At 65.6% G+C, this 25,061-nt stretch carries 27 protein-coding genes; 10 read left to right on the plus strand and 17 right to left on the minus strand.

Features of this window, described 5'->3' with window-relative positions; all coding sequences use genetic code 11:
- Positions 1–73: 73 nt before the first annotated feature.
- The gene (locus tag AU193_RS20795; protein ID WP_064424284.1) at positions 74–1,381 is read right to left on the minus strand and encodes an MFS transporter; all 1,308 of its coding nucleotides are present in this window, start codon (positions 1,379–1,381) and stop codon (positions 74–76) included.
- 638 nt (positions 1,382–2,019) lie between these two features.
- Here AU193_RS20795 and AU193_RS20800 point away from each other — a divergent pair.
- On the plus strand, positions 2,020–2,397 hold the full coding sequence (locus AU193_RS20800) for an Ltp family lipoprotein (RefSeq protein WP_064424285.1): 378 nt from the start codon (positions 2,020–2,022) through the stop codon (positions 2,395–2,397).
- Here AU193_RS20800 and AU193_RS20805 read toward each other — a convergent pair.
- Positions 2,394–3,185: an HNH endonuclease signature motif containing protein gene (locus AU193_RS20805; protein ID WP_172798379.1), complete on the minus strand. Its 792-nt coding sequence runs from the start codon at positions 3,183–3,185 to the stop codon at positions 2,394–2,396. The two genes, AU193_RS20800 and AU193_RS20805, sit on opposite strands and share 4 nt — an antisense overlap.
- Positions 3,182–3,754: a DUF222 domain-containing protein gene (locus AU193_RS20810; RefSeq protein WP_064424287.1), complete on the minus strand. Its 573-nt coding sequence runs from the start codon at positions 3,752–3,754 to the stop codon at positions 3,182–3,184. Before AU193_RS20810 ends, AU193_RS20805 begins: the two co-directional genes overlap by 4 nt.
- Positions 3,755–3,857: 103 nt before the next feature.
- Between AU193_RS20810 and AU193_RS20815 the strand changes: the two genes are divergently transcribed.
- The gene (locus tag AU193_RS20815; protein ID WP_064424288.1) at positions 3,858–5,090 is read left to right on the plus strand and encodes a DDE-type integrase/transposase/recombinase; all 1,233 of its coding nucleotides are present in this window, start codon (positions 3,858–3,860) and stop codon (positions 5,088–5,090) included.
- A 22-nt stretch (positions 5,091–5,112) separates the two neighbouring features.
- Here the strand turns inward: AU193_RS20815 and AU193_RS20820 are convergent, their stop codons facing one another.
- The 9 genes from AU193_RS20820 to AU193_RS20860 form a co-directional block, all read right to left on the minus strand.
- A complete protein-coding gene (locus AU193_RS20820) occupies positions 5,113–5,991 on the minus strand; it encodes an SDR family NAD(P)-dependent oxidoreductase (protein ID WP_064424289.1) in 879 nt (292 codons plus the stop codon).
- Entirely contained in the window at positions 5,981–6,427 is a 447-nt protein-coding gene (locus tag AU193_RS20825; RefSeq protein WP_064424290.1) for a nuclear transport factor 2 family protein, read from the minus strand. The genes AU193_RS20820 and AU193_RS20825 overlap by 11 nt, the downstream gene beginning before the upstream one ends.
- 10 nt (positions 6,428–6,437) lie before the next feature.
- On the minus strand, positions 6,438–7,565 hold the full coding sequence (locus AU193_RS20830) for an NDMA-dependent alcohol dehydrogenase (RefSeq protein WP_064424291.1): 1,128 nt from the start codon (positions 7,563–7,565) through the stop codon (positions 6,438–6,440).
- A gap of 91 nt (positions 7,566–7,656) precedes the next feature.
- On the minus strand, positions 7,657–8,202 hold the full coding sequence (locus AU193_RS20835) for a nuclear transport factor 2 family protein (RefSeq protein ID WP_064424292.1): 546 nt from the start codon (positions 8,200–8,202) through the stop codon (positions 7,657–7,659).
- 2 nt (positions 8,203–8,204) lie between these two features.
- Positions 8,205–8,414: a ferredoxin gene (locus AU193_RS20840; RefSeq protein ID WP_064424293.1), complete on the minus strand. Its 210-nt coding sequence runs from the start codon at positions 8,412–8,414 to the stop codon at positions 8,205–8,207.
- 7 nt (positions 8,415–8,421) lie between these two features.
- A complete protein-coding gene (locus AU193_RS20845) occupies positions 8,422–9,774 on the minus strand; it encodes a cytochrome P450 (protein WP_064424294.1) in 1,353 nt (450 codons plus the stop codon).
- The gene (locus tag AU193_RS20850) at positions 9,771–10,598 is read right to left on the minus strand and encodes an SDR family oxidoreductase (RefSeq protein WP_064424295.1); all 828 of its coding nucleotides are present in this window, start codon (positions 10,596–10,598) and stop codon (positions 9,771–9,773) included. Before AU193_RS20850 ends, AU193_RS20845 begins: the two co-directional genes overlap by 4 nt.
- Positions 10,598–11,806, minus strand: a complete 1,209-nt coding sequence (locus AU193_RS20855; protein ID WP_064424296.1) for a cytochrome P450 — start codon at positions 11,804–11,806, stop codon at positions 10,598–10,600. The genes AU193_RS20850 and AU193_RS20855 overlap by 1 nt, the downstream gene beginning before the upstream one ends.
- A complete protein-coding gene (locus AU193_RS20860; protein ID WP_064424297.1) occupies positions 11,803–12,411 on the minus strand; it encodes a TetR/AcrR family transcriptional regulator in 609 nt (202 codons plus the stop codon). Before AU193_RS20860 ends, AU193_RS20855 begins: the two co-directional genes overlap by 4 nt.
- Positions 12,412–12,550: 139 nt before the next feature.
- Between AU193_RS20860 and AU193_RS20865 the strand changes: the two genes are divergently transcribed.
- From AU193_RS20865 to AU193_RS20885, 5 genes are read left to right on the plus strand one after another with little or no spacing between them, the layout of a single operon-like run.
- Entirely contained in the window at positions 12,551–14,017 is a 1,467-nt protein-coding gene (locus tag AU193_RS20865) for an aldehyde dehydrogenase (protein WP_064424422.1), read from the plus strand.
- Between the two features lie 55 nt (positions 14,018–14,072).
- The gene (locus AU193_RS20870; protein WP_064424298.1) at positions 14,073–14,837 is read left to right on the plus strand and encodes an SDR family oxidoreductase; all 765 of its coding nucleotides are present in this window, start codon (positions 14,073–14,075) and stop codon (positions 14,835–14,837) included.
- Entirely contained in the window at positions 14,834–15,685 is an 852-nt protein-coding gene (locus tag AU193_RS20875; RefSeq protein WP_064424299.1) for an NAD(P)-dependent oxidoreductase, read from the plus strand. Before AU193_RS20870 ends, AU193_RS20875 begins: the two co-directional genes overlap by 4 nt.
- 2 nt (positions 15,686–15,687) lie before the next feature.
- Complete coding sequence (locus tag AU193_RS20880; protein WP_064424300.1) at positions 15,688–16,131, plus strand: carboxymuconolactone decarboxylase family protein; 444 nt, start codon at positions 15,688–15,690, stop codon at positions 16,129–16,131.
- Positions 16,121–17,347, plus strand: a complete 1,227-nt coding sequence (locus AU193_RS20885) for a hypothetical protein (RefSeq protein WP_064424301.1) — start codon at positions 16,121–16,123, stop codon at positions 17,345–17,347. Before AU193_RS20880 ends, AU193_RS20885 begins: the two co-directional genes overlap by 11 nt.
- A gap of 6 nt (positions 17,348–17,353) precedes the next feature.
- Here AU193_RS20885 and AU193_RS20890 read toward each other — a convergent pair whose 3' ends face one another.
- The 3 genes from AU193_RS20890 to AU193_RS20900 are packed head-to-tail and all read right to left on the minus strand — an operon-like array spanning position 17,354 to position 19,819.
- Positions 17,354–17,854 carry an EspA/EspE family type VII secretion system effector gene (locus AU193_RS20890; protein ID WP_064424302.1) on the minus strand — a complete coding sequence of 167 codons (501 nt, stop codon included), beginning with the start codon at positions 17,852–17,854 and terminating at the stop codon, positions 17,354–17,356.
- Between the two features lie 52 nt (positions 17,855–17,906).
- On the minus strand, positions 17,907–18,515 hold the full coding sequence (locus AU193_RS20895; protein WP_064424303.1) for a TetR/AcrR family transcriptional regulator: 609 nt from the start codon (positions 18,513–18,515) through the stop codon (positions 17,907–17,909).
- A 26-nt stretch (positions 18,516–18,541) separates the two neighbouring features.
- Positions 18,542–19,819 (minus strand): cytochrome P450, encoded by a 1,278-nt coding sequence (locus tag AU193_RS20900; RefSeq protein WP_064424304.1) that lies wholly within the window; start codon positions 19,817–19,819, stop codon positions 18,542–18,544.
- A gap of 87 nt (positions 19,820–19,906) precedes the next feature.
- Between AU193_RS20900 and purD the strand changes: the two genes are divergently transcribed.
- Complete coding sequence (gene purD / locus AU193_RS20905) at positions 19,907–21,175, plus strand: phosphoribosylamine--glycine ligase (protein ID WP_064424305.1); 1,269 nt, start codon at positions 19,907–19,909, stop codon at positions 21,173–21,175.
- Here purD and AU193_RS20910 read toward each other — a convergent pair.
- A complete protein-coding gene (locus AU193_RS20910) occupies positions 21,172–21,993 on the minus strand; it encodes an alpha/beta hydrolase family protein (RefSeq protein WP_064424306.1) in 822 nt (273 codons plus the stop codon). The genes purD and AU193_RS20910 overlap by 4 nt on opposite strands.
- Before the next feature lie 129 nt (positions 21,994–22,122).
- Between AU193_RS20910 and AU193_RS20915 the strand changes: the two genes are divergently transcribed.
- The gene (locus AU193_RS20915; protein ID WP_064424307.1) at positions 22,123–22,752 is read left to right on the plus strand and encodes a TetR/AcrR family transcriptional regulator; all 630 of its coding nucleotides are present in this window, start codon (positions 22,123–22,125) and stop codon (positions 22,750–22,752) included.
- A 113-nt stretch (positions 22,753–22,865) separates the two neighbouring features.
- Entirely contained in the window at positions 22,866–24,284 is a 1,419-nt protein-coding gene (locus tag AU193_RS20920; protein WP_064424423.1) for an APC family permease, read from the plus strand.
- Here AU193_RS20920 and AU193_RS20925 read toward each other — a convergent pair.
- Positions 24,247–25,041, minus strand: coding sequence for a DUF429 domain-containing protein (locus AU193_RS20925; RefSeq protein WP_305728654.1), 795 nt, complete (start codon positions 25,039–25,041; stop codon positions 24,247–24,249). The genes AU193_RS20920 and AU193_RS20925 overlap by 38 nt on opposite strands.
- Positions 25,042–25,061: the final 20 nt, after the last annotated feature.

The raw sequence follows: 25,061 nt of genomic DNA on the forward strand, positions 1-25,061 counted from the left end.
ACACAATGTCAGCAGCTCGCGGTGACGGCATCACCTACTCTAACAAGAGCGGACGAATTAATGACTCAGGACACTAGTCGATCTCGACCCTAGCCGCGGGCAGGCGTTCCGCAGTCTGGGCGAGCGGTCGTCGCGCGGACTCGCGCAGCGTGATGATCGTCGCGAGCGAGACGACCGCGGCCACAATCAGGTACCACGCAGGTGCCACGTTGTTGCCGGTCTCGGCGGTCAACCAGGTGACGACGTACGGGGTGGTACCCCCGAACCCGGCTACGCAGATGTTGTAGCCGATCGAGAACCCGCTGTAGCGCACGGTGGTGGCGAACAGTTCGACGCCCGCCGACACCGCGGCCGAGACGTAGATCGATTCGATGACCGCCAGGCCGCAGTGGGCGGCGATCGCTGCGACCAGCGACCCGGAATTCAGCAGCAGGAAGAGCGGATAGCCCAGAACCGCGAAGGCCACCGAACCGGCGACGAGCATCGGACGGCGGCCGATCCGGTCCGACAGCGCGGCCAGCGGAAGGATGAGGATGAGCGCGATGAGGCTGGCCAGCGTGATCGACAGAAACGCGTCGGTCTTGGAGAACTCGAGCGTCTTGATGAAGTAGGTCGGCAGGAACGTGAACACCACGTAGTAGCCGACGTTGAAGACGATGAACATGCCGATGACTTGCAGGATCGGCCGCCACGACGTCGTGAACGCCTCGCGCAGCGGCGATTCGGCGACCCGGTCGGTCGCACTGAGTTCGGCGAAGTGCGGTGTGTCGTCGAGGCGTAGTCGGATGTAGAGACCGACGAGGCCGAGCGGCCCGGCGATCAGGAACGGGATGCGCCAGCCGTAGCTCTCCATCGCCTCTGTGGGCTGCAGCGCCTGAAGCAGGGTCACCGTGATGGAGCCGAGCAGGAAGCCGAGCACGCCGGACCACACCATGAACGTGATGGTCAGTCCTCGGCGGCGTTCGGATGCGAACTCCGCGAGATAGACCGCGCCCCCGCCGTATTCACCGCCTGCCGAGAATCCCTGCAGGCAACGCAGGAGCAGAAGGAGCAGAGGCGCGGCCACGCCGATCGACGCATAGGTGGGCAACACGCCGATGAGGACGGTCGCACCCGACATCAGCAGGATCACCAACGCCAAAACCCGTTGCCTGCCGAGCTTGTCGCCCAGTGGGCCGAAGACGAATCCACCGAGCGGACGCACGAAGAAGGCGGCCGCGAAAATCGCGAACGTGTTCAGCAGCGCCGCCGTGTCGTTGCCCGCCGGGAAGAAGTTGGCCGCGATGAACGTCGCCAGGAAGCCGTAGATCGCGAAGTCGAACCACTCGACGGCGTTTCCGATCGATGCGCCCGTGACCGCCTTCCGCACATCGCTTGGCATCCGACCTCCCGAAAGTAAGCGTCGCGCTGAGCATTTCGCTTACCGGCTGGGTAAGCGACCCCAAGAAGATATCGGGCTGTGCGCCGAGAGTATCCGCCTTCGGCTCTTGACCGAGTTGACGCGCTGTCAGAACGATGCGGGGTCGGGGTCGGCGCCTTCGGTGCCGACGGTGGTGTTCCACGGGTCGGGGTCAGGTGGTGGGGGTGGGGCCTGCTGGGTGGTGTGGTTGCCGATGCGGCCCATCTGGTGCGCTCGGCGGCGTTGAGGGCGCGTTCGCGGTGGATTCGGTGGAGCCGCTCGTGGGCGCGGGTTCGTCGTCGACGCGGCATCATCGCGCTTTTGTCGGGGTGGGCGGCGGGGTCGGTGACGGCCGGCAGGGTCGCGGTGGTGGTGTCCCAACCGGGATTAAACAACCGGCTACCGGGATGGGTGAGATAGGTTCGCCCCGACGGTGCGGTCCACAGGACGGTGCCGTCGGGCATCTTTGTGAGATACAGGATTGCTGCCCTTCAGCGCTTCCGCACGCCGGTTTGCCGAGCACGGGCTTTCACCTGGCTTAAACAGCGAAATCTCCCACTCTTTCCTGTGCTCAGCAAACGAGCGTACCCTTTGATACGGGTCGGGATGTCGGGAAATTCATGGGGGAATTGATCATGCTTCGTGGGCTACTGGTCTGCACCACCCCTGCGGTCGCCGCCGTGCTCCTCGCAATCAGCGGTGTCGTTCCGGGCGCGGCGCAAGCCGCCAGCAATACCGAAATCGATGCGCCTGCTCCATCGGCAGCGTCAACCAACGTAATCGACAGCACCCCGAAGGCGAGCGAACCGGCGGTTGGCCTCGATTACGGACCCGAGCAACCCCTCAGTCCGGTAAGCCAACAGCAGGCCGTCCGCAAAGCAAATGAGTACCTCGCCGTGATGGCCTTCTCCCGTAGCGGACTCATCAACCAACTCGTCCAGTTTGAAGGGTTCACCCCAGCGCAGGCGGCGTATGGAGTAACCACCACCGGGCTTTAGTCAGACCGTAGGTCCGTACCATCGGGGTGTTGCTGATCGCCCCACCCGCCGAACGTCTTAACCAAATGGTGAAGTCGGCACAGACACTTGATGTTCGACGGATGCGTGACCCCGGGCCGATACGGGGTGGTGTGGTCCAGATCGCAGAACTGGGCCGGGCGGGCGCAGCCGGGAAACCGGCACGTCATATCGCGCATCCGGACAAACCGTGCCATCGCAGGTGAGGGCCGATAACCGGTCTGGGGTGCGGGCGCGGGTTTGTCCACCCAGGCAACCTTGGCCCCATTGCGGATCAACTCCGCCAACAACGGCGTCGGGATCACCCCACCGCCGACGATCAACGCCGCCGCCGGCTTGGGCTTGGGCTTGGGCTGCGCCGACGGCGCCGATACGGCCGCCGATTCGCCCGACGCCGCCGCGGACTCGGGCCTCTCGGCAGACTCTGCTTCTGGTGCCGACGCCGCCGACGCCGCCGCCGCAGACTCTGATTGTGCTGCCGGCGCTGCCGCGGATTGGGCTGGCGCTACTGCCGCGGATTCCGGTGGGGTGGTGAGGGCGGCGGCTTCGGCGATGACGTTGATGACGAAGTGGGCTGCGCGCGCATCGTCGACTCCAGCCGACGGGCAATCGGGCCTGCCGCACCGGCAGCTCAGCGCCTCGGCGTTGGCGGCGATGGCGCCCAACGCCTCCGAGCGGCGCTGCCCGGCGCTGCGCGGATCGTCGTGGCACAACCGACTCGACACCTGCGCGATGCGACGTTCGAGCAGTTCCCCATCGGTGATGCTCACCCGGCCCACAACGACCTGGTGCCGGTCACATCGTCACGCTTGCCCAACCGCACATCACGGTTGTGGGTGGCCTGGCGGATGCGCCGGCGCGCGTCGGGATCGTATTGATCGACCAGCGCATCGATCGCGGATTCCAGCCGCGCCGCCGACAACCCACCCCAGGTCGCGGCCCGTTCGGCGATCGCGGTGTCGATGCGCGCGAGGACCTGCCCGTCGACGATCAACTGCGTGCGCCAGGTGATCGTGGACACCAACGCCGCACTGACCTGCCCCTGGGCAAACAGCGCCCCCACCTGGGGCAGCCGTTCCCGCAACGCCATCGCGATGCACATCTGCCCCGAGGCGGCCCGGTCTGCGACCCGCATCGCCGCCGAGATCTCCGCTGAGGCCATCCGCCACCCGTCCACGGCGAAATGCTCGCGCTGCTCGTCGGGTTCGGTGTACCGCGCGGTCAACGCCGCAGTGGCCGCCAACCGGCGCGCCGCCCACACCGCCTCCGCGCGCGTGCACTCCTCGATCACCGCCACCACAGCTTTGTCGTCAACCGCGGCGAACTCCGACCCGAACATGTGTGCGACTATGCCACCACCCCCCGACCGCGTTGACTCATCAGAAATGCGCGCGAATGGGTGATTCGTTGCCTCATTGAAAATGCGCGCGTAGGCCCAGTGGATGGGGTTGAGGTTGTCAGAGCGCAGAGCAATCACCGCGGCGGCTGCGTCGCGCTATCAGCGGGCCAGCAAGGGCGCTAAGAGTCGGATCCTTGATGAGTTGTGCGCCATCACTGGGTGGCACCGCAGTCATGCCCGCAAGGCGCTCACAGGTGCGTTAGAGCCCAAGGTGTGCACTGCACGATGCCCGTGGCCGGTCAAGTATGGGCCGGAGGTCATCGCGGCACTGACGGTGTGCTGGACAGTGTTGGGCATGCCGGCGGGCAAACGGCTTGCACCGATGCTCGGTGAACTGGTGGCGGTGCTGCGCCATTTCGGGGAACTGCTCATCGATGAGGACACTGCAGCCCTGCTGGTGTCGATGTCGGCGGCCACCATCGATCGCCGCCTGAGCGGTGAGCGAGCCAAACATCGGCTCAAAGGACACGTGGACACCAAACCGGGATCGCTGCTGAAAAGCCAGATCCCGGTGCGCACCTGGGCTGAGTGGGATGATGCTCGGCCCGGGTTCGTCGAGATCGACCTGGTCTGGCACGACGGGGGAATCCGGGGTGGGACTCATGCGTTCACCCTGACCGTCACCGATATCGCCACCGGTTGGACAGAGAACCGCTGCGTGCCCGACAAGACCGGCAAATGCGTGCTGGCAGCACTCAATGACATCGCGGCCAAGATGCCCTTTCCGATCCTGGGGGTGGACTGCGACAACGGTTCAGAATTCATCAACGAGCACCTCTTGCGGTGGTGCACCAAGCACCAGATCACCTTGACTCGCTCACGACCGGGCAACAAGAACGATGGGTGTCACGTCGAGCAGAAAAACTGGGCGGTCGTGCGCACCGTGGTTGGCTACCACCGTTACGACACCGCCGCAGAACTGTTGTTACTCAACGAGATCTGGGTGCTGCAATCCAAGCTGACCAACTACTTCTATCCCCAGCAGAAACTCGTTTCCAAAGTCCGCAAAGGCGCCAAAGTCTCCAAGAAACACGACCAGGCCACAACCCCGTTTCATCGCGTGATCGATCACCCCGGCATCGCTGTTGAACGCATCGTCGCGATGACTCGGACCTACTCGCTGATCAATCCCGCCGCCACCCAACGCCAGATCCGAGCCCTGACCGCCCAACTGTTCACCCTCACCACCAGCAAAGCCCCACCCGGAGCCAACCCGCCAATCAACAAGCGCGCACGCTTACGTGAGGCAACGAATCCACCTACGCGCGCATCTTGACATGAGGCAACTTGCCGACAAGTCAGCGCGGTCGCTCACCCCCACCGATCAACTCGCCGAGTTCCGTGATGGACCACGGCGGGCTGTCGTGGTGATCCCGGTAGGCGAGGATCGTTGGCGTCGGCCTGTCGAAGCGCCCGACGAATCCACCGGCGGCGATGAAGATCTGTCCCGTCACGTCCGCGGCCAGGTCGCTGGCCAGATACGCATACGTCGGCGCGACATACCCCGGCGGTGCGGCATCGAGAGCGCCTTGCATGCTCACCTCGTCCAGCAGACCGCGACGGTTGAGGTCGGCGATGTGCGCCTCGTAATCCGGTCCGGTCGAAAGCCGCGTCTTGGCGCCCGGGCAAACGACATTCGCGCGCACGCCGTGCTCCTTCAGTTCGGCCGCGAGCGCCAGCGTCAGCCCGTTGACGCCGCCCTTGCCTGCCGGGTAGCCCGTGCCGCCGTAGTCGCCGAGGAACGCGAACGAGCTCGTGTTCACGATCGCGCCTCCGCCTTGGGCCACCATCCTGGGCGCAGCTGCGCGGCAGGTCTCGAAAGCCGTATGGAGATGTGCGTCGATCAGCTCCCGGAACTGGCCGGACGTGATCGTGAGGATCGACGACCCGACGGGTTCGGCTGTGCCCGCACAGTTGATCAGGATGTCGATCCGCCCGAACTCCTCAACGCATGCGTCGATCAGGGCGTCCGCGATCTGCGGGTCGGCGGGCGAGCCGGGCACGCCGCGCGCATTCGGAATCCGTTGTGTCACTTGCGATACGACGTCCGGATCACGGCCGTTGACGACGACTCCCGCGCCGTGGGCGGCGAGCAGTTCGGCCACCGCCAGTCCGACGCCGCGCGAACCGCCGACGACGACCGCGCCCCGCCCGCTCAGAGACGGGCTACTTGCCATCCGACGACTGGTCGCCCGCCTGGCCGAACTGCATCATGTCCATGTTCCAGTAGCCCCGGAGGTTGGTGAGCAGTCCGGTGTCGTTGACCTTGTAGGTGAACACTCCGCGCACCGTGCTGGTCATTCCGTTGTCGAACATGCTGCGTAACACCAGGATATGAGCCACCTCGTGCGGCGAGCTGGATGGGAACGTCTCTTCGCAGGTGATGCGCAGGTCGTTGGAGGCGATGACGGCGTCGTAGAAGCCGGACACCGCTTCCTTCCCGCGGATTCCCGTCCCGTCGGGGTTGGTGAAGGACTTGCCGATCGGATCCTCGATAACGACGTCGTCGGCCATCAGGGCCAACCAGCCCTCCTTGTCGTGGGAGTGCACGCATCTCCACGAATTGTGGGACGCCGCCAAAGCCGGCGTCTTCTCGACGGTTTCCTGCGACACGAGCTGAGCTCTACCGGTCGTCGTCGGTATAGCGGATGACGCCGCGGATGTTCCTGCCCTCAAGCATGTCCTTGTAACCGTCGTTGATCTGCTCGAGCTTGTACTGCCGGGTGACCATGTCGTCGAGGTTGAGCCGGCCCGCCTTGTACATCGACAGCAACTGGGGGATGTCGAAATGCGGGTTGCCGCCACCGAAGATGGTGCCCTGCAGGTTCTTCTGGAGCAGCGTGAGCATCGCGAGGTTGAGGTTGACCTCGGTGTCGAGCAGGCTGCCGATGGCGGTGACCACGCAGGTGCCACCCTTGGCGGTGAGGTTGAGGTAGTTGTCGATGTCCTTGCCGTGCAGTTCGCCGACGGTGACGATCACCTTGTGGGCCATCAGCCCCCACGTGACCTCTCCGATACCGGCCATCGCGGATTCCCAGTCCGGATAAGCGTGCGTGGCACCGAATTTCAGCGCCTGGTCCCGCTTCCACTCCACCGGGTCGATGGCGAAGATTCGACGCGCGCCCGCGGCGACGGCACCCTGCAGGGCGCCCATGCCCACCCCGCCGACGCCGACGATCGCGACGTCCTCACCGGGCCGGATGTTGCCGCTGCGGACGGCCGAACCGAAGCCGGTGGTGATGCCACAACCGACCAGGCACGCGACCTCGAACGGGATCGACTCGTCGATCTTCACCACCGAACTCTTGTGCACGACCATGTAGGGGGAGAAGGTGCCCAGCAGCGTCATCGGGTAGACGGGCTGGCCCTTGGCGTGGATGCGGTGGGTGCCGTCGGAGACCGCGGTGCCGCCGAGCAGTCCGGCGCCGAGATCGCAGAGGTTGCGCATACCCGCCTGACACGACGGACAGTTGCCGCAGGAGGGGATGAACGACATCACGACGTGGTCGCCGGGCTTGATGTCCTCGACGCCCGGTCCGACCTCGGTCACGATGCCCGCGCCCTCGTGGCCACCGAGCACCGGGAAGCCGGCCATCGGGATGCCGCCGGTCACCAGGTGGTGGTCGGAGTGGCACATCCCCGACGCTTCCATCTGAACCTTGACCTCGTCCTTGACGGGATCCCCGATCTCGATCTCCTCGATCGACCACGGCTGGTTGAACTCCCAGATGAGAGCACCTTTTGTCTTCATTCGAACGTGCCTTCCGCTAGTACCGGTGACCTCAGAGTAGAGGGAGCAGTTAGGTAGGTCACATCCACCCCCAAGCAACTGCTTGGCCGGGTCACCAGATCGGTACCGGGGCCTGCCCGAGGGGGTAGTAGCCGGGCAGCTTCTCGCCGGCCAGGGCGCGCTCGATGCGCTTCTGCATCCCGGGCGACAGGTCGCCGGACTCGATCAGCTTCGCGTACCCCTTGGCGACGTGGCCGAAGTCGAAGAAGTCGCGCTGCCACTCGATCTTCAGCTCGGCGTTCAGCCGAAACCAGCTGCCCCCGATCCCGTAGATCTCGTCGGTGGTGCCGTCGGCCTTGTTCGCGATCTGCTTCCAGAACCCGACGATCTCGCCCTGCTTGTCGTCGACGAGCACCTTCTGATACTCGTAAACCCAGTTCTCCAGGCCCTCCATCTCCAAACCCAGTGCAACATCGCGGATCTCGTCTTTGCCGACACACATGACGTCTTCCTTGGGGCCGATGTTCCAACCGTACGTCGCGTCATCGGTGTAGAACTCGGCCAACGGCTTCCAGTCGCCGTTGCGTTCGGCTTCGCGGTTGGCCTCCAGCCATTGTTGGACCCAGTCGTCGAGTGCTTCGCGGGGTAGTGACGGCATTGTCATTCTCCTGTTTCTCTGATGGACAGTGCTTGGGTCGGGCACATGTCGACCGCGTTCTGGATTTCGTCGCGGGCTTCGTCGGGTGGTTCAGGGTCGAGGATCTCGACCTTGCCGCGTTTGGGCACCGTGAAGTAGTCGGGTGCCTCGAGTTCGCACATCGCATGTCCCTGGCACAGATCCAGATCCACTTCGATTCGGTAGCAACCCATTCGAAACCTACTTGGTTCGCCTGCGGTATCGGGCCTTCGCGGGCCGCTGCAGCTGCACCACCATCTTCGAGTGGTCATTGCGGTAGCTGTCGGCGGGCTGGGCCATCTCGAACTCATACTCGCGCAGGAGGACCGAGAAGATCGCCTTGATCTGCATCTGGGCGAACGCAGCGCCGACACAGCGGTGCCTGCCCGCGCCGAACGGGATCCACGTCCAGCGGTTCGCGATGTCGGCCTGCTCCGGTTTGTTGTAGCGGTCCGGATTGAAGCCGTCGGGGTCCGGGAAGTCCTCGGGAATCCGGTTGCTGATCGCCGGCGAGGCGGCCACGAAATCGCCCTTGTGGATGGGGAATCCGGCCACCTCGAACTCGCCCTGGGCCACCCGCATGAGGATGATCAGCGGTGGGTGCAGCCGAAGTGTCTCCTTGACGACGTTGTCCAGCAAGGGGATTTGGCGAAGGGCGTGGAAGCTGACCTCTTGGCCGTCGGCGTAGAGCTCGTCGAGCTCGGCCTGAACCTTGGCGTAGATGTCGGGGTGACGGATCAACTCGATCAGCGTCCATGCCGAGGTCCCCGAACTGGTGTGGTGACCGGCGAACATCAGCGAGATGAACATGCCGGTGACCTCGTCGGCCGAGAACCGCGGGTTGCCGTCCTCGTCACGGATCGACACCAGCACGTCGAGCATGTCGCGGTCGGACTTGTCCTTCGGCGGATTGGCTACGCGCTGGTCCATGATCTCCTGCACCAGCTCAACGAGTTTCACCCTTGCTTCGTCACGGCGCCGGAAACTCTCGATCGGCAGGTACGGGTCGACGTAGCACAGCGGATCGGTGCCGCGCTCGAGATCGTGGTAGTACTCGGCGAACCGGTGGTCGAGCTGATTGCGGAACTTCAACCCGATCAGGCACGCCGTCGACGTGTAGATCGTCAACTCGGCGAAGAAGTCGAGCAGCTCGATCTCGCCCTCGGGTCCCCAGTCGTCGATCATCTTCTTGACTTCGCTTTCGATGGTCGTCGCGTGGCCCTTCATGTGCTCACCGCGCAGCGCCGAATTGTGCAGCATCTCCTTGCGCCGCTCGGGGCTCGCGTCGAAGACGACGCCCTTGCCGAAGATCGGTGTCATGAAGGGATAGGCCTCGGCCTGGTCGAGATCTTCATCGGCCGAACGGAAGAAGAACTCGTTGGCCTCGGCACCGGACAGCAGGATGACGTGCTTGTCGACCAACTGGAACCAGCCGACGTCACCGCATTCCTCTCGGACCCGCTTCATCAGACCGATCGGGTCGGTGCGGAACTCCTCGAGGTGTCCGTGTTCTTCTTCGCCGCCGGATACCCGGGGCACGATCGCCGTCGTCATGACTTCAAATTCTCCTCGTTCAGCTTGAGCTGCTGGCGTTCTGCGGGTGCGTTGGTCAACGGGGCTTCAGGCTGAAGCTCCATGTTCGCGATGAACCCGCCGCGCGGCGTCTCCGCCACGAACGTGATGGCGCGAGCGAGATCGGAGGCCCGCAAGAAGTAGTCATGCCGGGCCTGGCCCCACTTCGCCCAATCCTCCAGGGCCGGGCCGATTTTCTCGGCGGGCAGGCTCCAGCCCATGCTGGTCTTGGTGGGACCGGGGTGCACGATCGAGGCGCGCACGCCGGTGCCCTCCAGTTCCATCTGGAAGTTGTTGACCATGGCGACCAGCGCGGCCTTCGCCGCTCCGTACGCGCCCATGTGCGGCCGCTGGCGTAGCGCCACATCGGATCCGACGAAGATCAGGTCACCGCGCTGGCGTTCGAGCATGCCGGGCAACACCGCCGTCGCGAGCCGGTTGGCGCCGACGAGGTGGATCTGCAACTGCGACTCGAACTCGTCGGTGGTGATCTCGGCCAGCTTGCCGAAATAGGTGTCACCGGCGCCCGCTACCAACACCTCGATCTCGCCGAGCGCCTCGACCGATTGCGCGACGAACGTTTTCACCGAATTGGGGTCGGTGACGTCGAGATGCAACCCGACGGCCTCGCCGCCGTCGGCGTTGATCTTGCCGACGATGTCTTCGAGTTTCTCCACACGCCGGGCACCGAGCGCGACCGGGAAGCCGCGTGCGGCCATCTCGATCGCCGTCGCCTCTCCGATCCCGGACGAGGCACCGGCGACGATCACGGGTCGCCGTTCGGGCAGGGGTTCAAAGCGGGGCATCAGACGGTCTCCACAGTGATGGGCAGGTGAGCGAAACCGCGCACATTGCTCGAGTGCACGCGGACGGCGTTGGCCTCGTCGACCTCGTATCGGCGAATCCGCTTGAACAACTCGGTAAGCGCCACCCTGGCCTCCATCCGCGCCAGATGCGCGCCGAGGCAGAAGTGGGCGCCGCTACCGAAACTCAACAACTTTGACCCGATGTCGCGGCCGATGACGAACCGGTCCGGGTCGTCGAACACACGCTCGTCGCGATGTGCCGAGCCCGGTAGCAACAGCACGACGTCACCGTCGGGAATCCTGGTGTCGTACAACGTCAGTTCGCCGACGACGGTGCGCGCGAGAATCTGGCTCGAAGTGTCGTAGCGCAGCGTCTCCTCGACCCAGAGCGGTATCCGGTCCAGGTCGGCGTAGACGGGGGTGAGCTGGTCGGGATTGCGGTGTCCCCAGAACGCCGCGTTCGCAAGCAGTTTCGTCGTCGTCTCGTTACCGGCGATCACCATCAGGAACATGAAGCCGAGGATCTCGTCGTCGGTGAGTCGGTCGCCCTTGATCTCGGCCTCGAGCAGCGCCGTGGTGAGGTCGTCTGTCGGGTGCTTGCGGCGTTCGGCCACCATGCCCTGGTAGTAGACGATCAGGTTGATCGACGCCTCCACGGCGGCGGGCGGCACGTCGGTCACGCCCTCGTCGCGATGCATCACCCCGTCTGCCCACGCCCGCACCTGCGCACGGTCGGGTTCCGGGACGCCCATCAGTTCGGAGATCACGTCCATCGGCAGCTTGCCCGCGAACTCGTCGACGTAGTCGACGGCTTCGTCGGCGCGGGCCTTCTCCAGCATGACGTCGAGGTGCTGCACCGCGATCTCGGTGACGCGCGGTTCCAACTCACGGATTCGCCGAGGAGTGAAACCCTTGGACACCAACGTGCGAAGCCTCAAGTGGTCGGGATCGTCCATGGCGAGGAAGGACATGGTCTTCGAGGCATGCGGGCCGCGGGAGGCCGGATCAAGCGATACGCCGAACTTGTTCGACAGCGTGGTGCTGTTGCGAAAACCCTCCCAGACATCCTGATGTCGCGACAACGCCCAGAAGCCGAGTTCGTCGTTGCGGTACAGCGGCGCCTCGTCACGCAGCCGCTTGTAGTACGGGTACGGGTCCTCGTGGAAGTCGTAATCGTATGGGTCGAGGACGATTTCGCTGATGGTCACTGGTCCTCCCCTAAGACGAGCCCGACCACGTAGCTGAGCCGGTCGGCGATCTGGTGGTAGGTGAAAACGCCGCTGCCCGCGTTGACCAGCGCGCCGAAGAACGTCATCTCCAGTGCGGCCAGGGCGCGCGGGTCGGCGTCCGGGCCCATGGCCGACCGGATGCGGCGATGGATCTCGGCGCCGATGCGGTCACGCACCACGCGCACCGCGGGGTCGGCCCCGCTCAGCAGCGCGGTCGTGCACGCGGCTGCGACTTCCGGTTCGTCGGCGACCGTCAACGCCATCGCGCGCAACGCCTTCTCGACGCGGGTCACCCTGCTGTCGTTGACATCGGTGAAGTACGGCACCCGGCGGATCAGGTCGAGGTACACCTCGGCGATCAGATGGTTCTTCGAGGAGAAGTAGGTGTACGCGGTGGCCGGTGCGACCTTGGCTCGAGCGGCGACGGCGCGCACGGTCAGATCGGCGTAGGACGACTCGCGCAGCATCTCGACACCGGCGGTGAGCACCTTGCGGAACGTCTCCTCCTGGCGGCGGTTCCGCGGTGCTTCCCCGGTGCTCACAGGTGCTGGGCCTGTGACCGCAACCACGGGTTCGCTGGACACTTGTCCAAGTTATCGGACCGCGGGTTGGCTCCGCAAGTGGCCAGCTAGAAAAGCCCACGCTTGCCAGCCGCGCCGCGAGAGGACTATCGTTCGTTCCATCATTTCGGACAGCTGTCCAGCAACGGTGAACGGAGACGGCATGGCAGTGCTGGCGAATCGGGAGAGTCTGCTGCTCATCGACGGCAAGCTCGTCGCGGGCAGCGGCGGGGCGTTCGAGACCGTCAACCCCGCGACCGAGGAAGTGCTTGGTGTCGCGGCGGACGCCACCGCCGACGACATGGGTCGCGCCATCGAGGCGGCCCGGCGCGCTTTCGACGAAACCGACTGGTCGACCGACACCGAGTTGCGGGTACGGTGCCTGCGCCAATTGCAGGCGGTTCTCAAAGAGCACATCGAGGAACTGCGGGAGATCACGATCGCCGAGGTGGGTGCGCCTCGGATGTTGACATCGGCGGCCCAGCTCGAGGGGCCGGTCGAGGATCTGAGCTTCTGCGCCGACACGGCGGAGTCCTACCACTGGGTCACCGATCTGGGGGAAGCGTCGCCGATGGGCATCAAGACCCGCCGCCGGATCGCCCGCGAGGCCGTCGGCGTCGTCGGGGCGATCACGCCGTGGAACTTCCCGCATCAGATCAACCTGGCCAAGATCGGTCCCGCGCTCGCCGCGGGCAACACCGTCGTGCTGAAGCCGGCCCCGGACACACCGTGGTGCGCGGCCGCGGTCGGGGAGCTCATCGCCGAGCACACCGACATTCCGCCGGGGGTCGTCAACATCATCACCTCCAGCGACCACGGGGTCGGGGCGTTGTTGTCCAAAGAACCACGGGTGGACATGGTTTCGTTCACCGGGTCGACGGCCACCGGCCGCAGCGTGATGGCCGACGGCGCCGCGACGATCAAGAAGGTGTTCCTGGAACTGGGCGGCAAGTCGGCGTTCCTAGTGCTCGACGACGCCGACCTCGCCGCCGCCTGCTCCATGTCGGCGTTCACCGCGTCGATGCACGCCGGGCAGGGCTGTGCCATCACCACGCGACTGGTGGTGCCCCGCGCTCGCTACGACGAGGCGGTCGAGGCAGCGGCGGCGACGATGGGAGGCCTCAAGCCGGGCGATCCCCAGGATGCCGGGACCATCTGCGGCCCACTGATTTCCGCTCGCCAGCGCGACCGGGTCCAAGGCTATCTCGACTCGGCGATCGACGAGGGCGGCACGTTCGCCGTCGGCGGTGGCCGGCCGGCCGACCGCGACACCGGATTCTTCATCGAACCGACCGTCATCGCCGGACTCGACAACAACGCCAAGGTCTCACGCGAGGAGATCTTCGGACCGGTGTTGACGGTCATCGCCCACGACGGCGACGACGACGCGGTCCGCATCGCCAACGATTCGGCCTATGGCCTTTCGGGAACCGTGTTCTCGGCCGACGAGGAACGCGCGAACCGGATCGCGGCGCGGATGCGGGTCGGTACGGTCAATATCAACGGCGGTGTCTGGTACTCGGCGGATATGCCGTTCGGTGGATACAAACAGTCGGGGCTCGGCCGGGAGATGGGGTTGGCCGGGTTCGAGGAATACCTGGAGATCAAGGCGATCGCCACGGCGGTGTGAACGCTCGCCGAGTGCCGGTGCGGACAAGGCATTCGGCAACGAGGAAAGGAACACGATGGGGCTCTACGGAGACCAGTTCAAGGACAAGGTGGCGATCGTCACCGGCGCCGGTGGCGGTATCGGCCAGACCTACGCCGAGGCGTTGGCCCGCGAGAGCGCCGCAGTCGTGGTTGCCGACATCAACACCGAGGGCGCGCAGAAGGTCGCCGACGGGATCAAGGGCGAGGGTGGCAGCGCGCTCGCCGTGCGTGTTGACGTCTCCGACCCGGAATCTGCGAAAGAGATGGCCGCGCAGACCCTTTCGGAGTTCGGCGGCATCGACTATCTGGTGAACAACGCCGCGATCTTCGGCGGTATGAAGTTGGACTTCCTGATCACCGTGGACTGGGACTACTACAAGAAGTTCATGAGCGTGAACATGGACGGCGCGTTGGTCTGCACCCGGGCGGTGTACAGGAAGATGGCCAAGCGCGGTGGCGGGGCGATCGTCAACCAGTCCTCGACCGCGGCGTGGCTGTACTCGAATTTCTACGGTCTGGCCAAGGTCGGGGTCAACGGACTCACACAGCAACTGGCAACGGAGTTGGGCGGCCAGAACATCAGGGTCAACGCCATCGCGCCGGGGCCGATCGACACCGAGGCGAACCGCACCACCACGCCGCAGGAGATGGTGGCAGACATCGTCAAGGGAATTCCGCTGTCTCGCATGGGTCAGCCGGAGGACCTGGTGGGCATGTGCCTGTTCCTGTTGTCCGATCAGGCGAAGTGGATCACCGGCCAGATCTTCAACGTCGACGGCGGACAGATCATTCGGTCATGAGCGAGGAACTGAAACTCGGCTATATCGGGCTTGGCAACCAGGGCGCACCGATGGCCAAGAGGCTGGTCGAGTGGCCCGGCGGGCTCATCGTGTTCGATGTGCGCACCGAGGCGATGACGCCGTTGGCTGAGGCGGGCGCGTCGCTGGCCGACAGCGTGGCCGATGTCGCCACTGCCGATGTCATCAGCGTCACCGTGCTGAACGACGAACAGGTGCGGCAAGTCGTCGGTGAACTGGCCGAGCATGCCAAGCCGGGGACGGTGATCGCGATCCACTCGACGATCAGCGACACCACCGCGCCCGAGCTCGCCGAAAGCCATGCTGCACAGGGGATTCACATTGTCGATGCGCCTGTCTCCGGAGGTGATCGCGCCGCGAAGAAGGGTGAGCTCGCGGTGATGGTGGGCGCGAGCAAGGAGGCCTTCACACTCGTGGAGAAGCCGTTCTCGCGATGGGCGTCGCTGATCGTGCATGCCGGCGAACCAGGCGCAGGCACGCGAATGAAGCTGGCGCGCAACATGTTGCACTTCATCTCTTTTACCGCTGCCTGTGAGGCGCTGAAGCTCGCTGATGCGGCCGGGGTCAATCTGCAAGACCTGGGCAACGTGGTTCGCCACAGCGACAAGCAAAGTGGTGGCGCCGGCATGGTTATGTTCCGCGACGATGCGAAACCGCTTCCCCCCGACCACTTCCTCTACCAGCCGTTCACGCATACGGCGGCGCTGGGCCAGAAGGACTTGAAGCTGGCGCTCGCGCTGGGCGAAGCTGTCGGCGTCGACCTTCCACTGGCGGAGTTGGCGTTGCAGAATCTGGCGGCCGGGCTGGGTGTGCCGCACGCAAAGGAGTGATGATGGACGAATTGCGCCGTAAGGGCCTCGAGAAGATGAACGAGGTCTACGGCTGGGAGATGCCCAACATCGAGGGCGATCCGTACTTCGACCTCACCGTCGACCATCTATTCGGCACCATCTGGACGCGCCCCGGGCTGTCGATGCGCGACAAACGGATCATGACGCTGACCGCCGTGACGGCCGTCGGGAACTCCGACCTCGCCGAGATCCAGGTCAACGCGGCGCTCGCCAACGGCGAGATGACTGAGGACGAGCTCAAGGAGATGGCCGTCTTTCTGACGCACTACCTCGGGTTCCCGCTGGGTTCGAAGTTGGACGGCGCGGTCAGCAAGGTCATCAAGAACCGTAGGAAGGCGTCGGAACGCGGCGAGGGTGAGAACAAGAAAGCCAATGTCAATGCCGCGGTGAAGATGCATTCCGGGAAGACGCTCGATGACCAGTAGGTATGCTTCGCTGTCGCGAGACGAGCTCGCGACGCTGGTGCCCGAGCTACTGCTGATCGGTCAGTTGATCGACCGATCCGGAATGGCCTGGGTCATCAGCAATTTCGGCCGTGAGGAGATGCTGCAGGTCGCGATCGAGGAGTGGATGGGTGCCAGCCCGATCTACACCAAGCGGATGCAGAAGGCGTTGAAGTACGAGGGCACCGACGTCATCACGATCTTCAAGGGTCTCCAGCTGGACATCGGGGCGCCGCCGCAGTTCATGGATTTCCGCTACACCGTCCACGACCGCTGGCACGGCGAGTTCCACCTCGACCACTGCGGCGCACTGCTGGACGTCGAGCCGATGGGCGAAGAGTACGTGCGGGGCATGTGCCACGACATCGAGGACCCGACGTTCGACGCGACGGCCGTCGCGACCAACCGTCGAGCACAGATCCGTCCGATCCACCGACCGCCGCGCACACCCGCTGACCGGCACCCGCATTGCGCGTGGACCGTGATCATCGACGAATCCCATCCCGAGGTCGAAGACCACCCCGTGCTCGAGGTCATCGCCCGAACACGCGCCGCCAGAACCGAACTCGACCCCATCGACACCGGCGACGAGGGACAATCGGACTACTCGGGTCCGCTGCTCTCGGACCTCGACTTCGGCGCATTCTCACATTCGGCGCTGGTGCGGATCGCCGACGAGGTCTGTCTGCAGATGCACCTGCTCAACCTGTCGTACGTGATCGCCGTCGGCAAGCGCGCCGGCACCAACACCGAACTGGCGACCGAGATCTGCACCAAGCAACTGATCGGCCTGGCGGGCATCGCCGCCGAACGCATTCACCGGGCACTGAAGCTTCCCGGCGGCATCGAAGGTGCCGTGCGCACACTGGAACTGCATCCGATGCTCAACCCGGCCGCATACGTCGACGCCGAATTCGGACCCGACAACGTCCAATTGCGACGCTCACCGGCCCACGAGGACGGTGCCTGGGTGTCGCTGGTGTCGCCCCACGAGCGGCGCCCGCTGCAGGCGATCGTCACGGCAGTGGACAAACACCTCGACGTCGAGGTCGCCGGCTCCGCACAGGAGTGGACTGCGCGCGTCGTCGAGACGGATACCGAGGCCGAGGAATTCTCCGAGGTGTCGGTTGTCAGGGTCAGTGGCGGTTCGGCATGGGAGTTCGAAGACCGCAAATCGCTGCCGCTGACCGTGCTCTGAACCCGCTCAGGGCCCGGGCCTACCCAGCTCCTCGTACTCCACCCCCAGTGCGCGCATCCTGGACGCGATGGCGGCCAGGTCGCTGTGTGAGCGTTGAATGATCTCAGCGACCTCGCCGGCGCCTTTGCTGACCACCGGCCACAGCATCTGTTCGCGGGCCGGGGTTTCGGGCACCGTCGCCGCAGCGTCTATCACCCACTGCCGAACCGCGTCCAGATCACGCCGGCCGGCCGCCACCACCGCCGCCGACCTGTCTACCTCCACCGCGAGTCGGCGGTCAAGATCGGCCAACGTCCCCAGAGTCCTTGCCTGCCTGGCGTTCCGGTCGCGATAGCCGTCGGCGCCCGCGCCCGTCCACTCCGAGCCGGGCGTCGCCGCCGCCACCTCGTCCCGTAGAGACTCCAGGCGGGCGCTGTAGTCCAGCCCGGCGCCGTCCTGCGGGATGCCCTCACCGAACGAGGCGCGCGCCCGCGACCACGTCGAAAGGAAGGCATCGACGACACTCACGATCGTGAGTTTACGGCCCGCCCGACGGCCGGTAGAGCACCAATTGTGGCGCCTAGCGGGTCACCGTCGGGGCGGCCACGGACGCGCCGACCCACCGGCGCAGGTAGTTCCGCAGCTCGGGGCCGCGGCGTGGGGGGCGCCCCGGATCGATGATGAACGACTGGATGATCCGGAGCAGATGTTCGGCCAGCTCGTCGAGGTCGTCGTCGTCGAACCCCAGCGCGGCCCAGTCCACGTCGAAGCGGCGCAACATCGAGTTGGCGAACTCCAACGCCACATCCGAGGTGATGGTCTGACTGAACGCGCTGGCCCGCGCGGGCGTCAGCAACAGCCCCGTGTGCTTGTCCTCAGGAAGCCATTCCAGTGCGGTGGCGATGCCCTCGGCGACCGCGTCCTGCGGGTCGGTCAATCCCTGCAGATGGTCGGCCAGCCGGTCCAGGAAGCCGGTCGCCGCGCGCTGCGCCGACGCCTGAAGCAGCGCGTCGGTGCTGGGGAAGTACCGGTAGACCGTCTGCCGCGTCACCCCGAGCGTGCGCGCGACGTCGGAGATCGAGAACTCCGCACCGCGCGCGTCGATCGCCTTGCCGGCAGCGTCGAGGATGCGGACGACCGCCTCCTCATCCGTCGACGGTGCCGAGCCGGACCAGCCGTGGGTGCGCACGGCGAAATCCTACTCAGCCTGCCCGATCAACCCGTGTAGGAGACCTGCAGGTCCTTGACGCCGTTGATCCAGCCCGACCGAAGGCGTTGAGGTTCACCGGCTTTGGCGATGCCGGGAATCTGGTCGGCGATCTCGTTGAAGATCAGCTTGATCTCCATGCGCGCCAGGTTCGCGCCGATGCAGTAGTGGGCGCCGTTGCCGCCGAACCCCAGGTGCGGGTTGGGATCGCGCAGGACGTCGAACCGGAAGGGCTGGTCGAACACCGCTTCGTCGAAGTTGGCCGAGCTGTAGAACAGACCCGCGCGCTGGCCTTCGCGGATGGTGACGCCGCCGAGTTCGGTATCGGCCAGGGCGGTCCGCTGGAAGCAGTGCACGGGGGTGGCCCACCGCACGATCTCGTCGGCGGCGGTCGTGGGTCGGTCGCGTTTGAACAACTCCCACTGATCGGGGTTCTCGAAAAACGCGTTCATGCCGTGCGTCATCGCGTTACGGGTGGTCTCGTTTCCGGCGACAGCGAGCAGGATCACGAAGAACGCGAACTCCACATCGCCAAGAGACTCCCCCGGCTCTCCTTCCACGTCGGCCTGTATCAGCCGGGTGACGATGTCGTCGGCCGGGCAACGACGGCGCTCCTCGGCCATCGCGTAGGCATACCCCATCAGCTCGGCGTTGGCGGCGGTCGGATCGGAGTCGAAGTCGGGGTCGTCGGTGTTCATGATCGCGTTGGTCCATCCGAACAACTTCTCGCGGTCGGCCTCGGGCACGCCGATCAGGTCGGCGATGGCCAGCAGCGGCAGGCGCATCGCGATGTCGTCGACGAAATTGCCGCTGCCCTTTTGCTTTGCCTCGGCGACGATTTCGCGCGCGGCGGTCGCCAACCGCTCCTCGAGCGTCGCGATCGCTCGCGGGGTGAACAGGCGCGACACCAGCTTGCGCAGCCTCGTGTGTTCGGGCGCGTCGTGGTTGATCAGTAGCGCCTTGGTGAGCTCGAGCTGATCGGAGGTGACGCCCTCGGGAAGTCGCATCACCGCGCCCTTGCGATTTGTCGACCACAGCTCGCCGTTGCGCGAGATGGCCTTGATGTCCTCGTGGCGGCTGATCACCCAGTAGCCGCCGTCGTCGAAGATCGACTCGGGTTGTTCGTTCCACCACACGGGCGCGGTCTTGCGCAGCTGGGCGAATTCGGCGACGGGGATACCGCGCAGCAGCACCTCGGGGTCGGTGAAGTCATATCCCTGGGGCAGGCGCATCGCGCCTTGGGGACCGGCACTGCCGGGTCCGAACGGGCATGTGGCCTGGGTCATACATTTGACCATACAATGTCTTGTCAAGTGTATGGCCAGCTGTCTGGCAACCGAGCCCGATCGGGTCTGCGGTTAGGGTGAGCAGTTGTGCGAGTCCTGGTAATCGGATCCGGTGCCCGTGAACATGCGTTGCTGGTGGCGCTGCGGCGGGACCCCCAGGTCGAAGGCTTGTCGATCGCGCCAGGTAATGCGGGCACCGCCGCGATCGCCGACCAGTACGACGTCGACATCACCTCGGGGGAGGCGGTCGCCAGGCTGGCGCAGCGGCTGGAGGTCGACCTCGTCGTCATCGGGCCGGAGGTACCGCTGGTCCTCGGCGTCGCCGATGCGGTGCGCAGCACCGGGATCGCCTGCTTCGGACCGAGCAGGGACGCGGCCCGCATCGAGGGTTCGAAGTCGTTCGGCAAAGAGCTAATGATGGCCGCCGGTGTGCGCACCGCCAGAAGCGAGGTCGTCGACAACCCCGCTCACCTCGATGCGGCGCTCGACCGCTTCGGCCCCAACAGCGGCGAGGCCGCCTGGGTGGTCAAGGACGACGGTCTGGCCGCCGGCAAGGGCGTGGTCGTCACCGCCGATCGCGCAGCCGCCCGGTCCCACGCCGCAGGCCTGCTCGATGCCGGACATCCGGTGCTGCTCGAGTCGTTCCTCGACGGACCTGAAGTGTCGCTGTTCTGCCTCGTCGACGGTGAGACCGTTGTGCCCATGCTCCCGGCGCAGGACTTCAAACGGGTCGGCGACAACGACACCGGCCCCAACACCGGCGGCATGGGGGCCTACGCGCCACTGCCGTGGCTGCCCGAGGGCGTCGTCACCCGGATCGTCGACGATGTGGTGAAACCCGTTGCCACCGAACTGGTCAAGCGCGGTAGTTCGTTCTCGGGGTTGCTGTACGCCGGGCTGGCCATCACCTCCCAGGGTCCGGCGGTGATCGAATTCAATTGCCGCTTCGGCGACCCCGAGACCCAGCCCGTGCTGGCCCTGCTGGAGACACCGTTGGGTCAACTGCTGTACGCGGCCGCAACAGGCAGCCTCGCCGACGAGCCCCCGCTGCAGTGGCGCGACGGCGCCGCCGTGACCGTGGTGCTGGCTGCGGAGAACTACCCGTCCCGCCCACGAGTCGGCGACGTGATCACCGGTTCTGAAGTCGAGGGTGTGCTGCACGCGGGCACGAGTCGTCGCGAGGACGGCGCCGTCGTGTCCTCGGGAGGCCGCGTGCTCTCCATCGTGGGTACCGGCGCGGACCTGTCCGCCGCACGTGAGGCCGCCTACCACGTGATCAAGTCGATTCGATTGGCGGGCAGTCACTTTCGCAGCGACATCGCGCTGGCCGCGGCCGAGGGGCGGATCGTCCTCTAGGCCGTCAGCAGCGGGGCCATCCAGGCCAGTTCGGCGGGCAGCTGCGAGCTCCAGAACCCGGCGTCGTGCCCACCCGGCGAGAAGCCCCCCGCGGGTGGATTCGGCAGCTGCGCGATGAACTCCTTGGTCGCCGAGGAGAACGGGTCGTCGGTCCCGCAGTCGATCCGGATCGGAATCGAGGCCAGCGCGGGCAGACCCCAGACACTGTTGGCGGCATAGTCTTCCGCGCTGTCGAACGCACCGGGCGCTGCGGCACCCGAGGAGGTCCACAACGCGGGGCTGACGGCGCAGATCGCGGCGGTGCGGGCGGGGCCGAGCCGCGCGCCGAGCAGCAGCGCCCCGTAACCGCCCATCGACCAGCCGAGGAAGCCGACACGCGAGGTGTCCAAACCCTGTGAGCCCAGCATCGGGATCAGCTCGTCGAGCACCATCGCCCCGGAGTCCTCGCCGGAGGCCCGCTTGTGCCAGTAACTTCCGCCGCCGTCGACGGCGACAACCGCGAAGGGCGGTAACCCCGCGGCGACCGCCTCGGCCAAACCGCGTTCCACACCCCCGGCCATCACGCCTGCTGCGTCCTGTCCCTTGCCGTGCAGCGCGATGACCGGACGCAGCGGCGCGGTCTGGCCGGGCGGCCGGGCGATCACCCAGTTGGTCTTCTGTCCGCCACGGGCAGCCGAGACGAAGGAGCCGTCGACGTAGGTGGGTGCGGCGGGCACGGCCGGGACCGCGGGGGCCATCCGCAGCGCCGCCAATCCGGCCGCCGTGCCGACCCCGAGACGCAGAAGCGATCGCCGGCTCAGTTCGGGCATGGCGGTCATGATGCCATCGCAGCCTCACTGCCCGATGAGCGGCGGCTGGTCCCTCGCATCAGAACACCGCCCCGGACTTCGGTGAGAAAGCCTGACGATTGGCCGAAAGCGCGATGGGAGGGCCGCCCGACTGGCAGCATGCTAAACGTGACGGCAGCGGTCACTCCCAAAGGAGAACGTCGACGGTTTGCGCTGGTCAGCGCCGCTGCCGATCTGCTGTGCGAGGGCGGATTCGACGCGGTGCGGCATCGCGCGGTGGCCCGTCGCGCAGGTCTGCCGCTGGCGTCGACGACCTATTACTTCTCGTCGCTGGACGACCTGATCGCCAAGGCCGTCGAATACATCGGCGAGCGCGAGGCCGAGCAGTTGCGCGCACGTGTGGCGATGCTGTCGCGGCGTAGACGAGGCGCGGAGTCGACCGCGGACATCCTGGTGGATCTGTTGGTCGACGACGTGGCGGGGCAACGGGTCAGCGAGCAGCTCATCTCGCGCTACGAGCGTTACATCGCGTGCGCGCGCCATCCCATGTTGCGTGACATTCAACGGCGGATCATGCGCCAGCGCACGGATGCCGTCATCGAGGTGATCGAGCGCTCGGGTCGCTCGGTGCGCGCCGAGTACCTCACCGCGCTCGTCAACGCGGTCGACGGTGCGGTGGTGGCAGCGCTCGTGGCCGAGGGCGACGGCCCTCGCGCAACAGCACGCGCGACGCTGATCGACGTGATAGACGTGTTGGCACCGATCGATGAGCGAGTGGCGCAGGTGTAGATGCCACGAGGAGGGCACCGATGAGCGCTTGCGCGAAGAGCAAAGGACACCGATGAGCGCTTGCGCGAAGAGCAAAGGACACCGATGAGCGCTTGCGCGAAGAGCAAACGATGATGAGCGCGCCGACCGACAAGCAACCTGAGCTTCGGCGGGTCATGGGTCCGGGGTTGTTGCTGCTGTTCATCGTCGGCGACATCCTCGGTACCGGTGTCTACGCGCTGACCGGTCAGGTTGCCGGTGAGGTGGGTGGGGCGGCATGGCTGCCGTTCCTGCTCGCGTTCGCCATCGCCACCGTCACGGCGTTCTCCTACCTCGAGCTCGTCACCAAGTACCCCCAAGCCGCGGGCGCAGCGCTGTACGCGCACAAGGCATTCGGGATTCAGTTCGTCACATTCCTGGTCGCGTTCGTGGTGATGTGTTCGGGCATCACGTCGGCCTCGACCGCATCACAGGCGTTCGCGGCCAACCTGATCAAGGGATTCGGCCTGGATTGGGGTAAGGCGGGTGTCGCGGTCATCGCGCTGAGCTTCATGGCCGTCCTCGCCGCGATCAACCTGCGCGGTGTCAGTGAGAGCGTCAAGCTCAACGTCGGCCTGACCATCATCGAGATCAGCGGTCTGCTGCTGGTGATCTTCGTCGGCCTGTGGGCGTTCACCCAAGTCGGCGATCACGACTTCTCACGTGTCGTGATGTTCGAAAGCAGTGAGGACCGAAACACATTCGTCGCGATCACCGCGGCGACATCGCTCGCCTTCTTCGCCATGGTCGGTTTCGAGGACTCGGTCAACATGGCCGAGGAGACCAAAGACCCCGTCCGAATCTTCCCGAAGGTCTTGTTGACCGGCTTGAGCATTGCGGGCGTCGTCTACATCCTGGTGTCGATCATCGCGGTGGCATTGGTGCCGATCGGCGAATTGCGGGAGAGCAGCACCCCACTGGTGAGTGTGGTCGAGGCCGCGGCGCCGGGCCTTCCGATCGACGAATTGTTCCCCTTCATCACGATGTTCGCGGTCTCGAACACCGCGCTGATCAACATGCTGATGGCCAGCCGACTGATCTACGGCATGGCGCGCCAGCGCGTTCTGCCGCCCGTTCTGGGTACGGTGCATCGGACCCGCCACACCCCTTGGGTGGCAATCATTTTCACGACCATCATCGCGTTCGGGTTGATCTTCTACGTGTCGGCGTTCGCGAGCAGCAAAGCGCTCGCGGTGCTGGGCGGCACCACGTCGCTGTTGTTGTTGGCGGTGTTCGCGACGGTCAATGTCGCGGTGTTGGTGCTGCGGCGCGATGTCGTCGAGGATGGCCCGCACTTCCGCACACCCACCGCACTGCCCGTCGTCGGATTCATCTCGTCGCTGTACCTGGTGACGCCCCTGTCGGGCCGCCCGGGCACGCAGTACCTGCTGGCCGGAATCCTGGTGGTGATCGGGATCGTGCTCTTCCTCATCACCATGGCGATCAACAAACAACTCGGCATCAAGGACGCCGGCATCACCGATCCGACTCAGTTGGCGCAGTCGCCGGATTGACCGCCCGGGGCGTCAGCCCCGGTGGTAGTGCCGGTGTGACGATGTAGCCGACTTCGCCGTCGCCGTAGATCGTGACGTCTTCGCGTCGCCGCTGGAAGTACAGCGCGACGTACGCGCAGAGCACCGCGTCCACGGGATCCTCACAAGCGTTCAGCTGGAAGGGTCGATCGCTCGCCTCGATCCTCTTGCGAAGTTCGAGCCAGGCGGGACTGCCGCGCACACCAAGCCGCGGCACCGCGTCGGCCAAACCCTCGATCAGGTCCACCATCCTCAGCAGCTCGTCCCTGCGCTTGGCGACGTCCTTGGTGCGCCGCTTGTACTTCAGCGTCCTGCCGAGTTCGAACAGCGAGATCGTTGCCGCATGCGGGTATACCTCGATCGCGCGACGGTCAGCGCGCGAGTGAGGGTCGGGGTTCAAGCCCAGTCGTTCGCAGAGCACTTCGGCGCGGGGCGGATCGAAAAGGGGGTTGCGCGAGTTCGCGGGCTGCGCGGTTGCCTCGAACGCTGCGAAGTCCCGGTTGTACAGCGTCTCGCCGAGCCGATATCCGCTCGGATTGTTGACGATGAGGGGCGCGTCGATACCCACGACACAGGGGCCCTCGACATACGGCGCGAGTGCCGTCGCTATCTCGTCGTCGCTGACCGCCGCACCCACCTGCACAAGCCGTCCGTCATCGTCGAGGACGGCCACCCCGGATTGGTTCCTGACCCCCCATGCGAGATCGAGCCCGACGAAGTACATGGCACCAGCCTGCACGACCCGGGTCGTAAGCTCAG

Source organism: Mycobacterium sp. GA-1285 (genome assembly GCF_001499905.1).
Classification (GTDB): domain Bacteria; phylum Actinomycetota; class Actinomycetes; order Mycobacteriales; family Mycobacteriaceae; genus Mycobacterium.